This window comes from Tepidimonas fonticaldi, from assembly GCF_007556755.1.
In the GTDB taxonomy this organism is placed as follows: Bacteria; Pseudomonadota; Gammaproteobacteria; order Burkholderiales; family Burkholderiaceae_C; genus Tepidimonas; species Tepidimonas fonticaldi.
The window spans coordinates 59,641-78,049 of the sequence record NZ_VJOO01000004.1; the positions used below are offsets into that span (position 1 = coordinate 59,641).

Consider the following 18,409-nt stretch of genomic DNA (forward strand, 5'->3'; position numbering starts at 1 on the left):
GCGAGGGGGAAACCCCTCCAAAACGGCGATATAATGTCAGCTTCTGCGGTGGCTGTAGCTCAGTTGGTAGAGTCCCAGATTGTGATTCTGGTTGTCGTGGGTTCGAGTCCCATCAGCCACCCCACCCCCATTTGACGATCGTCAAATGCCCACGCGGTGAAACGACAGCCGTTCCGCGTGCGCACCGGGCAGCATGAGATGATGACCATCGACCATGCAGCTGCCCGCGTCTCCATCCCCCTGTTCTGACGTCGATCCCAAGGCGGTTTTCGTCGCGCGCGGACTGTCCAAGGTCTATGGCAGCGGCGAGGCCGCGGTGCATGCTCTGCGCGGCGTGGATCTGGACATCCGGCAGGGCGAGTTCGTCGTGCTGCTGGGGGCCTCGGGCAGCGGCAAATCGACGCTGCTCAACATCCTGGGTGGGCTGGACACCCCCACCGCGGGGCAAGCCACCTGGTTCCATGCCGGGCAGGCGCACGACCTGGCGCAGGCCGACGACGCGGCCCTGACGGCCTACCGGCGCGATCACGTCGGCTTCGTCTTCCAGTTCTACAACCTGATCCCCAGCCTGACCGCGCGGGAGAACGTGCAATTGGTGACGGATCTGGTGCCCCATCCCATGGACCCCGCCGAGGCCCTCGCGCGGGTGGGGCTGGGTCACCGGCTGGACCACTTCGTCTCGCAATTGTCCGGAGGCGAGCAGCAGCGGGTGGCGATCGCCCGCGCGATTGCCAAGCGCCCGGCCGTGCTGCTGTGCGACGAGCCCACGGGTGCGCTGGACTGCGCCACCGGTGTGCGCGTGCTGGAGGCCATCGAAACCGTCAACCGATCCGTGGGCACCACCACGGTGGTGATCACCCACAACGCCCCCATCGCCGCGATGGCCGACCGGGTGCTGCGGCTGGTGGACGGGCGCATCGTGGACGTGCAGCCCAATCCGCACAAGGTGCCGGCGCGCGACCTGCGCTGGTAGTCGGGGGGGATGGTGCGGGCCCTGGACATCAAGCTCTGGCGCGATCTGCGGCAGCTCTGGGCCCAGGTGTTGACGATTGCCGTCGTCGTGGCGATCGGGGTGGCGGGCTTCGTGGGCATGTTTGCCGTCTACGACTCGCTGTTGTCCTCGCGGGACGCCTTCTACCGCGACAACCGCTTTGCCGATGTGTTCGTCGCGGTCAAGCGCGCGCCGCTGGCGGTGCGCGACCGGCTGGCCGCCGTGCCCGGGGTGGCCGAGGTGAAGACCGAGGTGGTGTTCGATGCCCAGGTGGATCTGCCCGGGGTCGCGACGCCGGTGTCCGGGCGCTTCGTGGGGCTGGATCTGGCGCGTGCCCAGCAGGGGCGCCAGGGGCTCAATGCGCTGACGCTGCTGTCCGGCCGCTGGCCCGAGGCCGACGGTCCGCTGGAGGCAGTGGTGACCGACCGGTTTGCTGTGGCGCGCGGCTTGCGCCCCGGCGACGTGGCCCATGCCATCCTGGCCGGCCGCCGTGAGGCGGTGCGCATCGTCGGCACGGTGGCGACGCCGGAGTATGTGTTTACGATGCGCGGCGACATGCCGGATGACGAGTCGTTCGGGGTCTGGTGGATCGACGACGAGCGCATGGCGCGGGCGTTCGACATGACGGGCGCGTTCAATCGCGCCGCGCTTCGGCTGCACCCCGGCGCGGCGCCGGCCCCGGTGATTGCGCAGGTCGATCATCTGCTGGCGCGGTTTGGTGCGCTCGGCGCCACGGGCCGCGACTTGCAGATGTCGCACAAGATCGTCACCGACGAGCTGTCGCAGCTGCGTGTGATGGGGACGGTGCTGCCGGGCATCTTTCTGGCGGTGGCGATGTTCATTCTGAACGTCGTGCTGCACCGGCAGGTCACCACCCAGCGGGCGCAGATCGCGTCGCTCAAGGCCTTGGGGTACGCCAACGCCGCCATCGCCCGGCACTATGTGCGCTTTGCGCTGGTGATCGCGCTGCTGGGCGTGGCGCTGGGGCTGCTGGGCAGCCAGGCCATCGGCCGGCTGATGCTGTGGGCGTATGCCGAGGTGTTCCGCTTTGGCCACCTGGCGTATGCGACGGCCCCGTGGTTGATCGTGACGGCCGCGCTGATCGCGGTGCTGTGCGCGACCCTGGGGGCGTGGACGGCGATCCGCACCGTGGTGCGGCTGCAGCCGGCTCAGGCCATGCAGCCCCCCGTGCCGGCGGGCTATCGCCCGACCCTGATCGAGCGCCTGGGCTATGGCCGCCATGTCACGGCGGCGGCGCGCATGGTGGTGCGCAACGTGGAGCGCCGGCCCCTGCGTGCCGGCCTGACGGTACTGGGCATTGCCGCGGCGGTGGCGCTGCAGATTTCCGGGGCGTTCTGGCTGGATGCGATCGCGCACATCGTGGATGTGCAGTTTCGGCAGGTGCAGCAGGGGGACGTGTGGGTGGACTTCGATCGGCCCATGCCGGCGACCGTGGTGAACGATCTGCGCCGGCTGCCCGGTGTGATCGATGCCGAGGGCTATCGCAACGAGCCCGTGCGCCTGCAGGCGGGTGCGCGGCGCGTCGATACGGTGCTGTCCGCCCTGCCCGCGCATGGCCGGCTGCTGCGCGTGGTCGACGAGGCACGCGGGCCGCTGACCCTGCCCGCGCAGGGGGCGGTGGCCTCGGCCTTGCTGGCGCGCGAGCTGGGCTTGCGCCCGGGCGACCGGGTCACGGTGGCGTTTCGGCTGTGGAACCGGCGTGTCGTGGAGGTGGAAATCGTCGACATCGTGCACACCCAGTTCGGCAAAGCCTTGTACATGGAGCTGGCGGCGCTCAACCGGCTGGCACGTGACGGCGACGGCGTCACCCATGCCGCCCTGCACGCCGATCTGGCGCAGCGCGAGGCCCTGTGGCAGGCGGTCAAATCGGCCCCCTTCATCAGCGCGGTGGTGGACAAGGATGCCGTGGTGCGCGCCTTCAACGCCCGCACCGAGCGCAACATGGGTGTCTTCAGCGGCATCCTGACCGCGTTTGCCGTGGCGATGGCGGTGGGCATCATTTACAACGCCGCGCGCATCGCACTGTCGGAGCGGGCGTGGGAGCTGGCCAGCCTGCGCGTGCTGGGCATGACGCGGCGGGAGGTGTCGGTGCTGCTGCTGGCCGAACTGGCGGTGGAGCTGCTGCTCGCCCTGCCGGTGGGGGCGGCGCTCGGCTGGGCGCTGGCGCATCTGCTGATGCGGCTGATGTCGTCGGACGCCATCGATTTTCCGGTCGTGATCGCGCCGGCGACGTATGCCGGGGCGGCGCTGGTGGTGCTGGCCGCGGGTGTGGTCAGCGCCTGGCTGGTGCGCCGGCACATCGACCGGCTGGATCTGGTCGCGGTTTTGAAGGTGAGGGAATGAACGAGACACCGACACGGTCGCCCTGGGGGCGACGCGCAGCCATCGCGGCTGGGGTGCTGGGGGTGGCTGTGCTGGGGGCGTGGGTGCTGCAGCCGCGCCCGCTGGTGGTCGATGTGGCCGCCGTGCACGAGGGCCGCTTCGAGCAGACGGTGCAGGAGGACGGCCGGCTGCGGCCCGTACAGCGCTACACCGTCGCGGCGCCCTTGCAGGGGCGCCTGGAGCGCCCGACGCTGGACGTGGGCGCGGACGTGCGCGCCGGGGACGTGCTGGCAGTGCTGCATCCGGCGGCGCCGGCGCTGATCGATGCGCGCACGCGCGCCGTGCTGCAGCAGCGCGTGGGCGCGAGCGAGGCTGCGCTGGCTGCGGCCGACGCGCAGGGGCAGCGGGCGCGGCTGACCCACGATCAGGCGCGCGCCGACCTGCAGCGCACGCGCGATCTGGCGCAGCAGCGCTTCGTCGCGCCATCGGCTGCGGAACAGGCCGAGCGGAGCGAGCGCGCGGCCGCCCAGGCCTTGGCCGCCGCCGAGGCGGAGCGCCAGCGCGCGCGCTACGCCGTGGCCGAGGCGCGGGCCGCGCTGGCCCAGGCGGACGGCGGCGCGCCGGGGCGCCCTTGGCTGGTGCGCAGCCCCGTGGGCGGGCGCATCCTCAAGCGCCATGTGGACAGCGCGGTGCCGGTCAATGTCGGTCAGGCGTTGTTCGAGATCGCCGATCTGGCACAACTGGAGGCGGTGGTCGATGTGCTGTCCGCCGACGCTCTGCGCATTGCGGTGGGGGCGCCCGCCACGGTGTCGGTGGGGCCCGCCGTACCCCCGTTGACCGCCCGGGTCGCCCGGATCGATCCGACGGCCTTCACCAAAGTGTCCGCGCTGGGCGTGGAAGAGCAGCGCGTGCCGGTCGTCCTGGCTTTGGAGGGCCCGCCCGCCGAGGCGATTCTGGGGGATGGCTACCGGGTCGAGGCACGCATCGTCGTCTCGGCGCAGGAGCGGGTCACGCTGGTCCCCACCGGGGCGCTGGTGCGCGACGGCGCGGGCTGGCAGGTGCTGGTCGTGGAAGGCGGGCGCGCCGTCGCGCGCCAAGTGGCGTTGCGCGATCGCAATGCCGACGTGGCCTGGATCACGGACGGTGTACGCGCCGGCGACACCGTGGTGTTGTATCCGGGACAACTGGTGCGCGATGGGCAACGGCTCCGTCCCCGCGCGGCGCCGGGGCAAGTATCGGGCTGAGTGCGCTGCTGCCCCCCCACTCCGGGCTGGCACAATTCACGCACCCTGATTGCTGTCAAGACATCGAATGGCCAAAGGCATGATCCTCGCCGCGGGGCAGGGCACCCGCGTGCGTCCGCTGACCAAAGACCTGCCCAAACCGATGGTGCCCATCCTGGACAAGCCGGTGATGGAGTACCTGGTGGAGCGGCTGGCCGCGCACGGCGTGCGCCAGATCATGGTCAACGTGGCCTGGAACCACCACAAGATCGAGCAGTACTTCCGCGACGGGCGCCGCTGGGGCGTGGAGATCGGCTACTCCTACGAGGGCGTCTACGAGCACGGCGACATCCTGCCGCGGCCGCTGGGCTCCGCGGGCGGCATGAAGCGCATCCAGGACATGAGCGGCTTCTTCGACGAGACTACCATCGTCCTGTGCGGCGACGCGCTCGTCGACCTGGACATCACCGCCGCGCTGGCAGAGCACCGCGCCAAGGGGGCGCTGGCCAGCGTGGTGACGCTGCCGGTGCCGCGCGAGCAGGTCGGCAACTACGGCATCGTGGTGGCCGACGAGGACGGGCGCGTGGTCTCGTTCCAGGAAAAGCCCCGGCCGGAGGAGGCACGCTCGAATCTGGCCAGCACCGGCATCTACATCTTCGAGCCGGCGGTGCTGGACCTGGTGCCGTCGGGGCGGGTGTTCGACATCGGCGCGGAGCTGTTTCCGCTGCTGGTGGAGCGCGGCCTGCCGTTCTACGCGCAGAGCCGGCCGTTCCACTGGATCGACATCGGGCGCGTCAGCGATTACTGGTCGGTGCTGCAGCGCGTGATCAGCGGCGAGATCGCCGACCTGTGCATGCCCGGCACCGAGGTGCGCCCGGGCGTGTGGGTGGGGCTCAACACCCGCATCGACTTCGACCGCGTGCAGGTCACCGGGCCGGTTTACATCGGCTCCAGCGTGCGGCTGGAGGAGGGCTGCTCGATCGTCGGGCCGGCGTGGATCGGCCACGGCAGCCACCTGCGCGCCGGCTCGCGCGTGGAGCGCAGCGTGCTGTTCGAGTACACGCGCATCGGCGCCGGCATGCTGTTCCAGGACATGATCGTCTCGCCGAGCTACTGCGTCGACCGCCACGGCCGCGCCACCTACGTCGGCGACGACCGCTGCCCGCTGCGCTGGGGCGACGCGCGCGCCTGACGGCGACCTCCGCGGCAGGCCGTCCAGTCCGACGGGAGGTTGGTCAGCGCCCGGCGGCCGGCTCGCGCGCGGGCGCCAGCCACGCCAGCGTCAGCGTCGCGGCGGTGGAGGCGATCAGCGCCCCGGCGAACGGCGCCAGCGTCGGCACGTTGGCCGGGAAGGTGGCGGCCACCAGCCCCTGCCACAGGTTGCCGGCGGCCCAGGCGTCCGGCAGCACGGCGCCGACCAGCCCGGCCGCCATGCCGATCAGCGCCGCGTGGCGCGGCGTGCGCCGCCACAGCCCCAGCAGCAGCGGCACCGCGGCGGTGGCGCACAGCAGGTCGGCCACCAGGAACAGCCGCAGCACCGACAGGCCCTGCCACGCCACGGCGACCACCGGCACCATCAGCAGCACGGTGGCCCAGCGTGCGCCGGCCAGCGATGCTTGGCGGCGCTGCGTCACCAGCAGGGCCGCGATGCCGCTTTGCAGCGTGTCCACCGACGACGCCACCAGGGCCACGGCCAGCACCAACACCGGCGCGACAACCCAGTCCGGCGCATGCTGCACCAGCGCAAAAAACGGCACCGGTGGCGTCCCCAAGGGCAGGCCCTGCTGGGCCGCCAGCATCCCCAATCCCCCGACCAGCGCGATGGCGGCCGCGGTCGTCACGGCGCCCAGCCACGCGCCGCGTTGCAGCGCGCGCTCGCTGTGGGCTGCCCAGATGCGCTGCCAGTAGCCCTGGTGGAACAGGTTGGCCGCCGTGACGGCAATCACCAGGGTGAGCGCCACCGACAGGCCCACGGGCAGGGGAGCGGCGGCCGGCGCCGATGGCGCAGCTGCCGTGGACGCCGGTGGGGGTGCCGGCGCCTGGACGACCACCGCACCCACCCAGGCCAGCAGCGCCAGCAGCAACCACGCCTGCCAGCGGTCGGTGACCAGACTGGCGCGCAGCCCGCCCCAGGCGGTGTAGATCAGCGTGACGGCCGCCACGGCCAGCACCGCCCAGCGCCCGTCCTGCCCGGTCAGCAACGCCACGATGCCGCCGATGGCGGTCAGCTCCGCGGTCAGAAAGCACAGCATGTACAGCAGCGACAGCAGCAGCACCCAGCCGCGCACAGCGCCCCCGAACCGCTCACCGGCATACTCGGTCAGGCTGCGCCCGGCGGGCATTCGGCGCCGGATGGCCGGGCCGCACCACGCCAGCACCAAGAAGGGCAACGCCGCCCCGATGGCATAGCCGGCCAGTGCCACCGGGCCGACGAAGGCGCCGATTTCCGGCGGCACGAACAAAATCCACGCCCCCAGCCCCGAGGCCAGAAAGGACAGGCCCAGGGTGGTCGCGGACTGCGAGCCGCGGGCGGTCAGGTATTCATCGAGGGTGGTGTCCGCCGAGCGGGCCCGCAGACCCACCCACAAAAAGGCGAGCAAGGCCCCACCCACCGTAGCGATCGGCAACGCATTCATGTCGCACTTCCTCCGCCGGTACGAACCGGATCAGGTTCCAGGGTCTGGTCGTCGGCCCCCATGGCCCACGCCCACTCTCAGCCCGTTGCGCGCCGGTCACGGCGGCTCAGGGCTCCCCTGGCGACGTTCGAGAACCGCGATTCTAGTGCGCGTTGCGCAGCACCACCTTGCCCATCACCCGGCGCGATGCCATCAAGGCGTAGGCTTGGGGCAGCTGTTCCATGGGCAGCACGCGGTCGATCACGGGCTTGATGTGGCCCCGCAGATACCACTGCGCCAGCGTCTGCAGCATCGCGGCGTTGGCCTGAGGCTCGCGGCGGGCGAAGTCGCCCCAGAACACGCCCACCAGCGACGCGCCCTTGAGCAGCGGCAGGTTCAGCGGCAGTTGCGGAATGGGGCCCGCCGCGAAGCCGACCACCAGATAGCGGCCCCGCCAGGCGATCGAGCGGAAGGCGGGCTCGGCCAGCTCACCGCCCACCGGGTCGTAGATCACATCCGGCCCCCGGCCTTCGGTCAACCGCTTGATCTCGTCGCGAAAGCTCCCGCCAGCCGTGTGTACCGAGTAGTCCAGCGTCGCATCGGCCCCCAGGCGTTGCGCCAGGGCGCATTTGTCGGCGCTGGAGGCGGCGGCGATGACACGGGCGCCGTGGTGTTTGGCGATCTGGATGGCCGCAGTGCCCACGCCACCCGCCGCGCCGAGCACCAGCACCGTCTCGCCCGGCTGCAGCGTTGCCCGGTCGATCAGGGCGTGGTAGGACGTGGCATAGGTCATGATGAACGCCGCGGCGTCCGTCAGGTCGAACGCCGCGGGCAGCGGGATGCACCGTTCGGCCGGCGCCAGGGTGTGGGTGCCAAACCCCCCGGTGCCGCTCAGGCAGGCGATCGGCTGGCCCGGCTGCAGGTGCGTCACGCCCGGGCCGACGGCACGGACGATCCCGGCGTACTCCGATCCCGGCACGAACGGCAGCGGGGGCTTGAACTGGTACTTGTTCTGAACGATCAGCAAATCGGGGAAGTTGAGGCTCGCGGCCGCAATCTCGACCAGCACCTCGCCCGGGCCGGGGGTCGGGGTCGGCAGTTCCTTCCAGGTCAGGGCGTCGACGCCCACAGGGTTTTCGCACAGCCAGGCGTGCATCCGGTGTCTCCTTGGGGTGATGTGTGGTTTGCGCAGGGAGTCGCGGCATCATAGGGGCGGGCGCCCCCCAGGGGTGTCACCGGCGTTGCGGTCGGGCCGCCTACAATGCCTCGCCATGAGGATCCTGCTCTCCAACGACGACGGCTACCAGGCGCCGGGCATCGTGGCGCTGGCCCGCGCGCTGTCCGCGTTTGCCGACGTCGAGGTCGTGGCGCCCGAGCACAACAACAGCGCCAAGTCCAACGCGCTCACGCTCAACGCCCCGCTGTATGTGCGCCGCGCTTCCCCCGGGGTGCGTTATGTCAACGGTACCCCGGCCGACTGCGTGCACATCGCGCTCACGGGGCTGCTCGACTACCGGCCCGATCTGGTCGTCTCCGGTATCAACAACGGGGCCAACATGGGTGACGACACGATCTACTCCGGGACGGTGGGCGCGGCCATGGAGGGCTATCTGTTCGGCATCCCGGGCATTGCGTTTTCTCTGACGGAAAAGGGCTGGGCCCATCTGGATACCGCCGCCGCCCTGGCCGCGGAGCTGGTGCGGGCCTTGCAGCCGGCCGCCGAGGCGCATCGCCGCGCCATGGCCGATGCGGCGCCCGATGCCGCCCATCCCGGCCCGTGGCTGCTCAACGTCAACATCCCCAGCCTGCCGCGCGAGGCCATCCGCGGCTTCAAGGTCGCGCGCCTGGGGCGCCGCCATGCGGCGGAGCCGGTGATCACCCAGGTCAATCCGCGCGGCGAGACCATGTACTGGATCGGCGCAGCCGGGCCCGCCAAGGACGATGCCGAGGGCACCGATTTTCATGCGACGCGCCAGGGCTATGCGTCGATCACGCCGCTGCAGATCGATCTGACCGACCACGGCCGGCTGGCCTACTGGGCGCAGACCGCCGCCGCTTTGTCCGCCGTGGCCGGCGCCGGGGGGCGGGGGGCGCCGGCTGGGGCCCACGCTCCCCATACCTCCGATCCCTCCCAGGCAGGCCATTCAGACCAGCGCCCATGGTAAAGCCGCGGCCCGACGCCCCCCCTGCGGCCGCGCCCGCGGCGGCGGGTGCGCGGCCGCGCTTCCCGGCGACGCTGGACCGGGTGGCGCCCGCGGCGGCCGGTGGGCGCCCCGGTGGTCCGGGCAGCGCAGCAACACGCCCGTCGGGGCGGGCAACCGCGCCCGCGCCACCGCCGGTGGCGGGCGTGGGGCTGGATTCCGCGGCCGTGCGGCGCGCGATGGTGGGGCGGCTGGCCGATTTGGGTCTGACACACCCCGCCGTGCTGCAGGCCTTCGAGCGGGTGGAGCGCCACCGTTTCGTCGATTCCGCGCTGGCGGCCCAGGCCTACGAGGACACCAGCCTGCCGATCGGCTGGGGGCAGACGATTTCCAAGCCCAGCGTCGTCGGGCGCATGCTGGAGCTGCTGTGCGCGGGGCGGTCGTTGCCGCTGGGCCGCGTGCTGGAGATCGGCACCGGCTGCGGCTACCAGGCGGCCCTGTTGTCCCATCTGTGCCACGAGGTCTACAGCATGGAGCGCCTGCGGGCGCTGCACGAAAAGGCGCGCGAGAACCTGCGGCCGCTGCGCATTCCAAACATCCATCTGATTTTTGGCGACGGCATGCCAGGGTTTGCGCAAGGGGGGCCGTATGCCGGGATCATCGCCGCGGCCGGCGGCGAGGACATTCCAACGGCGTGGCTGGAGCAGCTGGCGGTGGGTGCGCGGCTGGTGGCCCCGGCCGAACTCCAGCCCGGCCGGCAAAGCCTGGTGGTGGTGGAGCGCACGCCAAAGGGGTTCGAGCGCCAGGTGCTCGAGGGCGTGTGGTTCGTCCCCCTAAAATCCGGGGTTGCTTGACGGAGGACGTACGCACCCATGAATCGCCAACGACACGGGATCCTGGCCTCGACCACCCATGCGACCCGACTGTGGGGGGTGCTGCTGGGCGCCGCCCTGGTGTTGGCCGGCTGCGCTGCCCCCAAGCAGCCCGCGCGGCAGGCGCCGGTCGTCGATCGCTCGCCTGCACCCACACCAATGTCCCGCAGCGTTTCTGCGCCGGCTGCCCCCGTCGCCGCCCCGCCCGGCAGCGAAAATGCCGGCAAGCCGGGCTACTACACGGTTCGCCCCGGCGACACGCTCTACCGCATCGGCCTCGAGCAGGGGCAGAGCTGGCGCGACATCGCGGCCTGGAACGGTCTGACCAATCCCCACCTGATCGAGGTGGGCCAGGTGTTGCGCGTTGTGCCCCCGGGCGCGACTCCCGCCACGGCCGCCGTCACCACCCAGCCCGTCACCGGGGCCAGCGTCCAGGCGCGGCCGCTCGATGCCGCCAACAGCGCCAACACCGCCAGCGCTCCCGCGGCTGCGCCGGGCGCGGCGGCCGGATCGCGGCCGGCGACCGCGAGCGCCCCTGCTACCGCGGCCGCCCCGGCGGCTGCACCCACGCCGGCCCCCGCGGCCAATGGCGATGCGATCGCCCTGGTCTGGCCGGCGCGCGGCCCGGTGCTCTACTCATTCGACGAAACCCGCAGCAAGGGGGTCGGCATCGGTGGCCGAGCCGGGGACCCCGTGCTGGCCGCAGCCGACGGGCGCGTGGTCTATGCCGGCTCGGATCTGCGCGGCTACGGCAACCTGATCATCTTGAAGCACAACAACACCTATCTGACGGCCTATGCCCACAACCAGACCCTGCTGGTGCGCGAGGACCAGACGGTTAGGCAAGGGCAGAAGATCGCCGAAATGGGCAGCAGCGACGCCGACCGGGTGAAGCTGCACTTCGAGGTGCGGCGGCAGGGCAAGCCTATCGATCCGCTGAGCCTGCTGCCGAGCCGCTGATGAGCCAGGCCCCCGATTGGAGCGCCGGCAGCCTGCCCGGCGACGCCTCCGCCACCGCCGCCACGCCCGCGACCGACTCCCCGCGCCCCCCGGGCATACCGGCCGACGCGCTGGGCATCCAGGCGCTGGACCTGGAGGCCCAAGGCATTGCGCGCCGGCCCGATGGCAAGGTGGTTTTCGTCGAGGGCGCGCTGCCCGGCGAATGGGTGGAGGTGCAGGTCACCCGCCGCAAGAACCAGTGGGAAGCCGCCGAGCTGCGCACCCTGCATCGTGCCTCGCCCCTGCGCGTCGTCCCGCGGTGCCCGCACTTTGGCCTGCACGCTGGGGCCTGCGGCGGCTGCAAGATGCAGCATCTGGAGCCGCTGGCGCAGGTGGCCATCAAGCAGCGCGTGCTGGAAGACAACCTGTGGCGGCTGGGCAAGGTGCGGCCGCAGCAGGTGCTGCGCCCGATTGCCGGGCCCGCCTGGGGGTACCGTTGGCGTGCCCGCCTGTCGGTGCGCTATGTCGCCAAAAAGGGCGAGGTGCTGATCGGTTTTCACGAGCGCAAGAGCCGCTACGTGGCGGACATGGACTCGTGCGCCGTCCTGCCCCCGCATGTGAGCGCCTTGCTGCGGCCCCTGCGCGGCCTGCTCATGGGCATGGACGCGCGCGAGACCTGTCCGCAAATCGAGCTGGCCTGCGGGGACGGCGTGACCGCGCTGGTGCTGCGCCACCTGGAGCCCCTGTCCGATGCGGACCGGCAGCGCCTGCGCGACTTTGCCCGCGAGCACGCCGATGCTGCCGTGCAATGGTGGCTGCAGCCCAAGGGACCGGACAGTGTGCACCGGCTGGACGCGGACGACGGCACGCCCGAGCTGTCGTATGGTCTGCCGGAGTTCGGTCTGGTCATGCCGTTTCGGCCCACCGATTTCACCCAGGTCAATCCGCACATCAACCGCGTGCTGGTCGCGCGTGCGCTGCGGCTGCTGCAGGCGGGCCGAGACGAGCGCGTCATCGACTGGTTCTGCGGGCTGGGCAACTTTACGCTGCCGCTGGCGACCCAGGCGGGCGCGGTGCTGGGCATCGAGGGCAGCGAGGCCCTGGTGGCGCGCTCGCGCGAAAACTGGCAGCGCAACCAGGCCCGGCGCGGGGGGCTGGCGCCGACCACGTTCGTCGCGCGCAACCTGTTCGAGATGACGCCGGCGCAACTGGTGGCCGACGGCGTGGCCGATCGCTGGCTGGTGGACCCGCCGCGCGAAGGCGCGTTTGCGCTGGCCAAGGCGCTGGCCGATCTGCACCAGGCCGCGCTGGCCGGAGCGCAGGTGACCCCCACCCCGACCGGTGAGCCGTGGCGTCCCCCGCGGCGCATCGTGTACGTCAGTTGCAATCCCGCCACCCTGGCCCGCGATGCGGGGTTGCTCGTGCATCAGGCGGGTTATCGGTGCACGGCGGCGGGCGTGGTCAACATGTTCCCCCACACGGCGCACGTCGAAAGCATCGCGGTCTTTGACCGGCTGGACGAGTGCTGAGGATGGGCCGCCGCGGCCATATGTGGCCATATGCGGTCCACGCGCGCGGTCAGCCGGTCAGCGATTGGCGGCAGGGGCAGCGGGGGCGGAGGGTGGCGCGGTGGCCGCAGCGGGGGGTGCAATGCGCGGCACGATGCTGCCGGTAGGCGGGGTCGCGGGTGGTGCCGACGGTTTGGCGGCAGAGGGAGCGACGAGCTCCTCGCTCGGGCCGGTGGATTCGGCCGGTTTGACCGGGGCCGCCGGGGCGGAGGGCATCGCGGGGATGTTGTTTTCCCGCATGTACTCGTCCATTTCGCGCCAGCCGGCAAAGATCGCCGCCTTGGCCGCCCGCGGGTTGGCAGCGTAACAGTCTTCCAGGCTGCGCTGGGTGTGGCGGCAGCCCGCGCCGATCGCGCGTCCGTCGGCCTCGCGGCGCGCCGCCTGCTTGGCCGGGGTGTCGATGCCCAGCATGTCACACCCCCCCAGCAGGGCCGAGCAGGCGAGCAAGGCCGCCACGGTCCGCACCCGCCCGGACCGGGGGGGTAGCGCAGAGGGCGGCGTGGACGCGACGGTGAACAAGCGCATGGTGGGGATTGTCGGCCACCGGGGAGTGGCTGGCTACCCCCATCCGTGCACCAAAAAGCGGGCCAAAGCCGTCGCTTTTGACCCGCTTGGCCCGCTTGGCGCGGTGGAGGCGGCCCGGCCCCGGGCCGATCCGTTCCGTCGATCAGTCCCGTTCGCCGCCAAAGATGCCCAGCAGGGCGAGCAGGCTTTGGAAGATGTTGAACAGGCTCAGGTACAGCGCGAGCGTCGCGGTGATGTAGTTGGTCTCGCCGCCATCGACGATGCGCTTGAGGTCCACCAGTAAAAAGGCGCTGAAGATGCCGATGGCCATGATCGACAGGGCCGCCATGAACGCCGTGCTGCCGACGAAGACGTTGACGAGTCCGCCAATGAGCAGCACGATGGCGCCGAAGAACAGCCATTTGGCCAGGCCGTCGAGGTCGCGCTTGACGATCGAGGCCAGGTTGGCCATCACGAAAAACACCCCGGCCGTGCCACCGAAGGCCGTCATGATCAGCTGCGCCCCGTTGCCGAAGCCCAGCACCGCGGCCAGCAGGCGCGACAGCATCAGCCCCATGAAGAAAGTGAAGGCCAGCAGGACGGCCACGCCCGTGGCCGAATGCTTGGTGCGCTCGATGGCGAACATGAAGCCGAAGGCACCCGCCAGGAACACCAGCACGCCGACGCCGCCGGACAGGGCCGCCGTGATGCCGGTGCTCACCCCGATCCAGGCGCCCAGCACCGTGGGCACCAGGCTCAGCGCCAGCAGCCAGTAGGTGTTGCGCAGCACGCGCTGGCGTTCGCCGCCGGCGACGGCGGTGCCCGGGCGCGTGGAGACGGTGGTCAGACTCATGGATCGATCACTCCTGTGGTGAGAGGGACAAAGGGCAATGCGGTAAGCTTGCCAGCCTTTCGAGTCTTTTGCTTAAGAGAAGTTCATGAAATCCCGCGCCGTGCTCGAACTCGCCGACGTCAAGGCCATCGCTGCCGCCGCCGAAGCGGAGGCCCTGAAAAACCACTGGGCGGTCACCATCGCCATCGTGGACGAGGGCGGCCATTTGCTGTGGCTGCAGCGCCTGGATGGTGCGGCCCCCATTTCGGCGCACATCGCACCGGCCAAGGCCCGCACGGCGGCCCTGGGGCGGCGCGAGAGCAAGGTCTACGAGGACGTCATCAACCAGGGGCGCACGTCCTTTTTGTCTGCGCCCACGCTGGAGGGCCTGCTGGAAGGCGGCGTGCCCATCATCCACGAGGGCGAGGTGATCGGCGCCGTCGGCGTCAGCGGGGTGAAGTCGAGCGAGGACGCCCAGATCGCCCGCGCCGGGATCGCCGCGCTCGGGCTGTGACCCCGCGCCGTGGCGCGCGCGGCGGGCGCCGCGTTCACGGCTGCTCGGTGACGAAGCCAATGCTGTGCAGCCCGGCGCGCTGGGCCGCTGCCAGCGCCTGCGCCACCCGCTCGTAGCGCACCGCGCGGTCCCCGTGCAGTTGCAGCGGGGGCTGCGGGTCCTGGGCGGCGGCTTCGGCCAGCCGCGTCGCCAGTTCCGCGTCGCTCACCGGCGCATCGTTCCACAGGTAGCGGCCGTCGGCGTCGATGGTCAGCCTCACGGCTTCGGGGACCGGGGCCTGCTGCTGCGCCGCCGCTTTCGGCAGGTCCACCTGTACCGCATGCTTCATCACCGGGATCGTGATCAGAAACACGATCAGCAGCACCAGCATCACATCGATCAGCGGAATCATGTTGATTTCGCTGAGCAGCTCGCCGTCGTCCGGGTCGTTGATCGAAAACGCCATGGTCGGTCTCCGTCGTGGGGGCGGTCAGCGGCCGTCGCTGCGCAGGGGGCGCACCTTGCCATCGTCCGCCGCGCCCCCGACCCGCGCCCCCGTCACGAAGTAGGCGTGCAGCTCATGCGCGAAGCGGTTGACCCGGTGCACCAAGGCCTTGTGGCCGCGCACGAGCGCGTTGTAGCCGAGCACGGCGGGGATGGCCACGGCCAGGCCCAGCGCGGTCATGATAAGCGCCTCGCCGATGGGGCCGGCCACCTGGTCCAGGGCCGCCGAGCCGCTGGTGCCGATGCCGATCAACGCGTGGTAGATGCCCCAGACGGTCCCGAACAGCCCCACGAACGGGGCGGTCGAGCCCACCGACGCCAGAATCCACAGGCCCGCCTGCAGCCGGGCGACGAAGTCGTCGATGGCGTGGCGCAGGGCGCGCGTGACCCACTCGCTGACGTCGAAGCCGTCGTGCAGTTGCGGGGCGCGCTCGCCGTCCAGCCCGCGGATGTGCGCTGCCGCCTCACGGCCCTGCGTGGCCAGCAGATAAAACGGGTTGTCGCCGCCATCGCCCAGCCGGGCCAGCCCGTCGGCGAAGTCGCGGCTGTGCCAGAAGGCCTCGACCTGCCGGGCCTGCGCGCGGTGCCGGCGCAGATCCAGCGCCTTGAGCACGATGACCACCCAGGAGGCCACGGACATCAGCAACAGCAGCACCGCAATGGTGCGGATGACGCCATCGCCCTGGGCCCACAGGTGGGCCAGGCCAAAGGCGGCGGGGGTGGGGTTGGTTTCCATCGGGGGTCACTCCAGGACGAATTGAATCGGGATCAGATACCACATGGCTTCCGGCACGCCGTTGCGTTTGCCGGGGACATACTTCCAGCGCAGGACGGTTTGCAGCGCGGCCTGGTCCAGCCGCTCGAAGCCGCTGGAGGTGCGGACCTCGGCGGCCGATGCCGTGCCGTCGGCTTCGATGCGCACGCGCACGACCACCTTGCCCTGTTCGCCCAGGCGCCGGCTCAGCGGCGGATAGGGTGGGGGCGGATTGCTCAGGTAGGCCGCGCTGGCCGAGGGCAGATCGATCCGGGCAGGGGGGGCAGCGGCCGCCGGGGCCGTTGACCCGTCGGTTGCCGGCGCGGTGGACGCGGGACCGGCGGACGGCACCGGTGCCACGCTGGAAAGGGCGGCGGCCGCAGCGGGCGCCGGATCGGCCGGCCCGGGCGGGGATGCTGCCGGCACAACGGATGGCGGCGGCGCGTTCGGTGCAGGCATTGCGCTGGGCGCAGGGGCTGGCGCGATCGGCGGGCGCGTGGCGGCTGCGGGGCGGGGCCGCTGCGCCTGCGGCGGAGCGGGGGTCCCGACTGTGGCGGCTGGCGGTGCGGGGGGCGCAGCAGAAAACGCGGGCAGCAGAGTGGCCTGCACCACCGCGGGCGCGGGCGGGGACGGGGAGCGTGCGCTCCAGGCGCCGTGCAAGGCCCACAAGGCAGCGGCATGCGCGGCCAGCACCCCCGCCACCGTGCCCGGCAGCCGGGCACGGTGGATCGTCGCGCGGCCCGGCGGTGGCGGGGCCGGCGCAGGGGCTGGGGGGACGAATGCGGCGCGCATCATGCCTTCAGAATCCATGTCGTCGCCAGCAGCACGAGGACGAGGCTGGCCAAGAGGACCGCAATCGGGATCATAGACACTCCAGCGGGTGGAAAGCGCCGTGGCACAGCAGGGCCGGCGTCAGTGCGTCGATGGTCGCGGCCCCGCACAGCGCCATGGCGCCGCGCAGCTCGTCGTGCCAACGCCGCCACAAGGCGGCCACGCCAGGGGCGCCACCCTGGGCCAGGGCGGCCACCAGCGGCCGGCCGAGCAGCACGGCGTTGGCGCCCAGGGCGAGGGCCTTCAGCCCATCCGTCGCCCGGCGCAGGCCGCCATCGACCAGCACGGGGCAGCGGCCCTGCACGGCCTTCACCACGGCCGGTAGCAGCGCGGCGGTCGGGGGCAGGCCGTCGAGCACGCGCCCGCCGTGGTTGGACACGATGAGTCCGTCGCACAGATCGGCTGCGCGGTCCGCGTCGGCCGGGTGGGTGATGCCCTTGAGCAGCAGTGGGAGCGGGCTGTGCGACCGCAGCCAGGCGACGTCGTCCCAGTCGGGCGCACGCGCCAGCAGGGCCTCCAGCGTGCCGGTTTCGGGACGGGCAGGTAGGTTGGGTTGCGGCCAGTCCGCGGGCAGCGCAAAGCCGCTGGCGCGCTCGCGCTCGCCCGCCCACTGCACCGGGGCGTCCACGGTGAGTACGACCGCCTCGTAGCCCGCGCGGTGGGCCCGTTGCACGAGGCGCAGCCAGTCGTCCCGTTCGCCGTACGGGTAGAGCTGGAACCACAGGGGCCCGCGCTGCGGCTCGGGCAACACCGCCCGCGCCACCGATTCCAGCGCCGTGCTCGCCTGGGTGGACAGCACCAGCCCCGCCCCTTGGGCGGCGCAGGCGAGGGCCAGGCCCCGTTCGGCATCCGGATGGGCCAGCGCCAGGTGGGCCATGGGCGCGGCCAGCCAGGGGGTTGGCCAGCGCCGGCCCAGCAGCGTGACCTGGGTGTCCACCTGCCGGGGGGTGGCGAGCACCCGCGGACGCAGGCCGATGGCGCGCCAGGCCGCGACGTTGGCGCGCAGCGTCACCTCGTCGCCCGCCCCGCCCTCGAAGTAGGCACGGATGGCGGACGCTGCCAGCGGCGCGGCGGGTGTGGTGTCGTAGGCACGGGCGGTCATGGCGTGGCCCAGAGTCGCAGCAGGTTGTGGTAGACCCCGCTGAGCGCCAGGGTCTCGCGCGTTTCGCCCAACTGCTGGCGCAGCCGCAGCAGGTTCATGTCCAGCTCGAAGAGCAAACGGCGTTGTTCGTCGCTGCGCACCATGCTCTCGATCCAGAAAAAACTGGCCAGGCGTGCGCCGCGCGTCACTGGCGTCACCTCGTGCACGCTGGTGCTGGGGTAGAGCACGGCGTCGCCGGCCGGGAGCTTGATGCGTTGCGTCCCGTAGGTATCGTGGATGGTCAGCTCTCCCCCGTCGTAGTCCTGCGGATCGCTGAGGAACAGCGTGCACGACAGGTCGGTCCGCACCCAGGTGTCGTCGGCATGCGAGTGCAGTACCGCGCCGTCCACATGGGGGCCGTAGGCGGGGGCCTCGGGGCGGTAGCGGTTGAACAGCGGGTTGTACAGGCGCCGCGGCAGCGCCGCCGAGAAGAACAGCGGATCGCGCCCGACCGCCGCCCGCACCAGGGCCTGCAGACGGCGGGCGGCCTCGCTGTCCTGCGCCAGTTGCTCGTTGCGTTTGACCGCCGAGGCCTGGGCGCCGGCGCTGGTGCGGCCGTCGAGCCAGAGGGCTTCGTCGGCCAGCAGCCCGCGCGCGGTGGCCAGCTCCTCGGGCGTCAGCACACCCTTCAGGTGCAGCAGCATGGCAGGGCTCCTGC

At 71.6% G+C, this 18,409-nt stretch carries 18 protein-coding genes and 1 tRNA gene; 10 read left to right on the top strand and 9 right to left on the bottom strand.

Annotation, left to right across the window (positions count from 1 at the left end; translation table 11 throughout):
- The first annotated feature begins 48 nt into the window (after positions 1 to 48).
- The 5 genes from Tfont_RS03480 to Tfont_RS03500 all read left to right on the top strand — a co-directional run bounded on the left by Tfont_RS03480 (position 49) and on the right by Tfont_RS03500 (position 5,749).
- A tRNA-His gene (locus tag Tfont_RS03480) sits at positions 49 to 124 on the top strand.
- A gap of 90 nt (positions 125 to 214) precedes the next feature.
- Positions 215 to 973: an ABC transporter ATP-binding protein gene (locus tag Tfont_RS03485; RefSeq protein WP_143968404.1), complete on the top strand. Its 759-nt coding sequence runs from the start codon at positions 215 to 217 to the stop codon at positions 971 to 973.
- 9 nt (positions 974 to 982) lie between these two features.
- Positions 983 to 3,355, top strand: coding sequence for an ABC transporter permease (locus Tfont_RS03490; RefSeq protein WP_260682241.1), 2,373 nt, complete (start codon positions 983 to 985; stop codon positions 3,353 to 3,355).
- On the top strand, positions 3,352 to 4,578 hold the full coding sequence (locus Tfont_RS03495; RefSeq protein ID WP_143968405.1) for an efflux RND transporter periplasmic adaptor subunit: 1,227 nt from the start codon (positions 3,352 to 3,354) through the stop codon (positions 4,576 to 4,578). Before Tfont_RS03490 ends, Tfont_RS03495 begins: the two co-directional genes overlap by 4 nt.
- A 79-nt stretch (positions 4,579 to 4,657) precedes the next feature.
- A complete protein-coding gene (locus tag Tfont_RS03500) occupies positions 4,658 to 5,749 on the top strand; it encodes a sugar phosphate nucleotidyltransferase (protein ID WP_197484423.1) in 1,092 nt (363 codons plus the stop codon).
- Positions 5,750 to 5,792: 43 nt separating this feature from the next.
- On the opposite strand, the gene Tfont_RS14950 is transcribed toward Tfont_RS03500, so the two are convergent.
- The gene (locus Tfont_RS14950) at positions 5,793 to 7,193 is read right to left on the bottom strand and encodes a sodium:solute symporter family transporter (protein ID WP_143968406.1); all 1,401 of its coding nucleotides are present in this window, start codon (positions 7,191 to 7,193) and stop codon (positions 5,793 to 5,795) included.
- Positions 7,194 to 7,335: 142 nt separating this feature from the next.
- Positions 7,336 to 8,328: an NADPH:quinone oxidoreductase family protein gene (locus tag Tfont_RS03510; RefSeq protein WP_143968407.1), complete on the bottom strand. Its 993-nt coding sequence runs from the start codon at positions 8,326 to 8,328 to the stop codon at positions 7,336 to 7,338.
- Between the two features lie 115 nt (positions 8,329 to 8,443).
- Between Tfont_RS03510 and surE the strand changes: the two genes are divergently transcribed.
- From surE to rlmD, 4 genes are read left to right on the top strand one after another with little or no spacing between them, the layout of a single operon-like run.
- Entirely contained in the window at positions 8,444 to 9,337 is an 894-nt protein-coding gene (surE, locus tag Tfont_RS03515; RefSeq protein ID WP_143968408.1) for a 5'/3'-nucleotidase SurE, read from the top strand.
- Positions 9,331 to 10,167, top strand: a complete 837-nt coding sequence (locus Tfont_RS03520; protein ID WP_068607427.1) for a protein-L-isoaspartate(D-aspartate) O-methyltransferase — start codon at positions 9,331 to 9,333, stop codon at positions 10,165 to 10,167. Before surE ends, Tfont_RS03520 begins: the two co-directional genes overlap by 7 nt.
- Before the next feature lie 18 nt (positions 10,168 to 10,185).
- Positions 10,186 to 11,145 carry a peptidoglycan DD-metalloendopeptidase family protein gene (locus tag Tfont_RS03525; RefSeq protein WP_068607424.1) on the top strand — a complete coding sequence of 320 codons (960 nt, stop codon included), beginning with the start codon at positions 10,186 to 10,188 and terminating at the stop codon, positions 11,143 to 11,145.
- Positions 11,145 to 12,653, top strand: a complete 1,509-nt coding sequence (rlmD, locus tag Tfont_RS03530; protein WP_143968409.1) for a 23S rRNA (uracil(1939)-C(5))-methyltransferase RlmD — start codon at positions 11,145 to 11,147, stop codon at positions 12,651 to 12,653. Before Tfont_RS03525 ends, rlmD begins: the two co-directional genes overlap by 1 nt.
- Before the next feature lie 57 nt (positions 12,654 to 12,710).
- Here the strand turns inward: rlmD and Tfont_RS14475 are convergent, their stop codons facing one another.
- Together Tfont_RS14475 and Tfont_RS03540 are read right to left on the bottom strand one after the other, a co-directional pair.
- Complete coding sequence (locus Tfont_RS14475; RefSeq protein WP_185974461.1) at positions 12,711 to 13,217, bottom strand: hypothetical protein; 507 nt, start codon at positions 13,215 to 13,217, stop codon at positions 12,711 to 12,713.
- A gap of 142 nt (positions 13,218 to 13,359) precedes the next feature.
- The gene (locus Tfont_RS03540; protein WP_068607420.1) at positions 13,360 to 14,049 is read right to left on the bottom strand and encodes a Bax inhibitor-1 family protein; all 690 of its coding nucleotides are present in this window, start codon (positions 14,047 to 14,049) and stop codon (positions 13,360 to 13,362) included.
- A gap of 85 nt (positions 14,050 to 14,134) precedes the next feature.
- Between Tfont_RS03540 and Tfont_RS03545 the strand changes: the two genes are divergently transcribed.
- The gene (locus tag Tfont_RS03545; RefSeq protein ID WP_068607419.1) at positions 14,135 to 14,542 is read left to right on the top strand and encodes a GlcG/HbpS family heme-binding protein; all 408 of its coding nucleotides are present in this window, start codon (positions 14,135 to 14,137) and stop codon (positions 14,540 to 14,542) included.
- 34 nt (positions 14,543 to 14,576) lie between these two features.
- On the opposite strand, the gene Tfont_RS03550 is transcribed toward Tfont_RS03545, so the two are convergent.
- From Tfont_RS03550 to Tfont_RS03570, 5 genes are all read right to left on the bottom strand, one after another.
- Positions 14,577 to 14,987, bottom strand: coding sequence for an ExbD/TolR family protein (locus tag Tfont_RS03550; protein ID WP_068607417.1), 411 nt, complete (start codon positions 14,985 to 14,987; stop codon positions 14,577 to 14,579).
- A 24-nt stretch (positions 14,988 to 15,011) separates the two neighbouring features.
- Positions 15,012 to 15,761 carry a MotA/TolQ/ExbB proton channel family protein gene (locus tag Tfont_RS03555; protein ID WP_068607415.1) on the bottom strand — a complete coding sequence of 250 codons (750 nt, stop codon included), beginning with the start codon at positions 15,759 to 15,761 and terminating at the stop codon, positions 15,012 to 15,014.
- 6 nt (positions 15,762 to 15,767) lie between these two features.
- The gene (locus tag Tfont_RS14660; RefSeq protein ID WP_260682242.1) at positions 15,768 to 16,139 is read right to left on the bottom strand and encodes an energy transducer TonB; all 372 of its coding nucleotides are present in this window, start codon (positions 16,137 to 16,139) and stop codon (positions 15,768 to 15,770) included.
- A gap of 502 nt (positions 16,140 to 16,641) precedes the next feature.
- Positions 16,642 to 17,712, bottom strand: a complete 1,071-nt coding sequence (locus Tfont_RS03565; protein WP_143968410.1) for an alpha-hydroxy acid oxidase — start codon at positions 17,710 to 17,712, stop codon at positions 16,642 to 16,644.
- Entirely contained in the window at positions 17,709 to 18,395 is a 687-nt protein-coding gene (locus Tfont_RS03570) for a Fe2+-dependent dioxygenase (protein WP_143968411.1), read from the bottom strand. Before Tfont_RS03570 ends, Tfont_RS03565 begins: the two co-directional genes overlap by 4 nt.
- Positions 18,396 to 18,409 lie beyond the last annotated feature (14 nt).